This window comes from Ruegeria sp. AF1, assembly GCF_056542125.1.
The window spans coordinates 1-1,192 of sequence record NZ_JBQFZG010000047.1; the positions used below are offsets into that span (position 1 = coordinate 1).

Below are 1,192 nucleotides of genomic sequence, written 5' to 3' on the forward strand. Positions count from 1 at the left end.
CATTCGCTTGTGCGAATTATTCAGTAATCTTCGACACGACGCCGGCGCCGACGGTGCGGCCGCCTTCGCGGATGGCGAAGCGCAGGCCCTGCTCCATGGCGATCGGTGCGATCAGTTCAACGCCGAACGACACGTTGTCGCCGGGCATGACCATCTCGGTGCCTTCCGCCAGGGTCACGGTGCCGGTCACGTCAGTCGTACGGAAGTAGAACTGCGGACGGTAGTTCGCGAAGAACGGGGTGTGACGGCCGCCTTCTTCCTTGGTCAGGATATAGGCTTCGGCTTCGAACTTGGTGTGCGGTGTCACCGAACCCGGCTTACACAGAACCTGGCCACGCTCAACGCCGTCACGATCCACACCACGCAGCAGGGCGCCGATGTTGTCGCCCGCTTCACCGCGGTCCAGCAGCTTGCGGAACATTTCAACGCCGGTGCAGGTGGTTTTCGCGGTGTCGCGGATGCCGACGATTTCGATCTCGTCGCCAACGTTGATCACGCCACGCTCGATACGGCCGGTCACAACGGTACCACGGCCCGAGATCGAGAACACGTCTTCGATCGGCATCAGGAACGGCTGGTCAACAGCACGCTCGGGCGTGTCGATATATTCGTCAACAGCCGCCATCAGCTCGCGGATCTTGTTCTCGCCGATTTCAGGGTCACGGCCTTCCATCGCGGCCAGAGCCGAACCTGCGATGATCGGAATATCGTCGCCGGGGTATTCATACGAAGACAGCAGCTCGCGGATTTCCATTTCCACCAGTTCCAGCAGCTCTTCGTCGTCAACCTGGTCAACCTTGTTCATGAACACGACCATCTTCGGGATGCCAACCTGGCGGCCCAGCAGGATGTGCTCGCGGGTCTGCGGCATCGGGCCGTCCGCGGCGTTCACAACCAGGATCGCGCCGTCCATCTGAGCAGCACCGGTGATCATGTTCTTGACGTAGTCGGCGTGGCCGGGGCAGTCGACATGCGCATAGTGGCGCGCGTCGGTCTCGTATTCCACATGCGCGGTCGAGATGGTGATGCCGCGGGCTTTCTCTTCCGGCGCGCCGTCAATCTGGTCATACGCCTTGAAGTCACCGAAATACTTGGTGATCGCTGCGGTCAGCGTCGTCTTGCCGTGGTCAACATGCCCAATCGTGCCGATGTTGACGTGCGGTTTTGTACGCTCAAACTTTTCCTTTGCCAT

1 protein-coding gene is annotated in these 1,192 nt (G+C 60.5%); it reads right to left on the minus strand.

Annotated elements, in window-relative coordinates:
• Window positions 1-16: 16 nt before the first annotated feature.
• On the minus strand, window positions 17-1,192 hold a 1,176-nt coding region (tuf, locus tag ACR0BK_RS20355; RefSeq protein ID WP_480556064.1), incomplete at its 5' end, for an elongation factor Tu.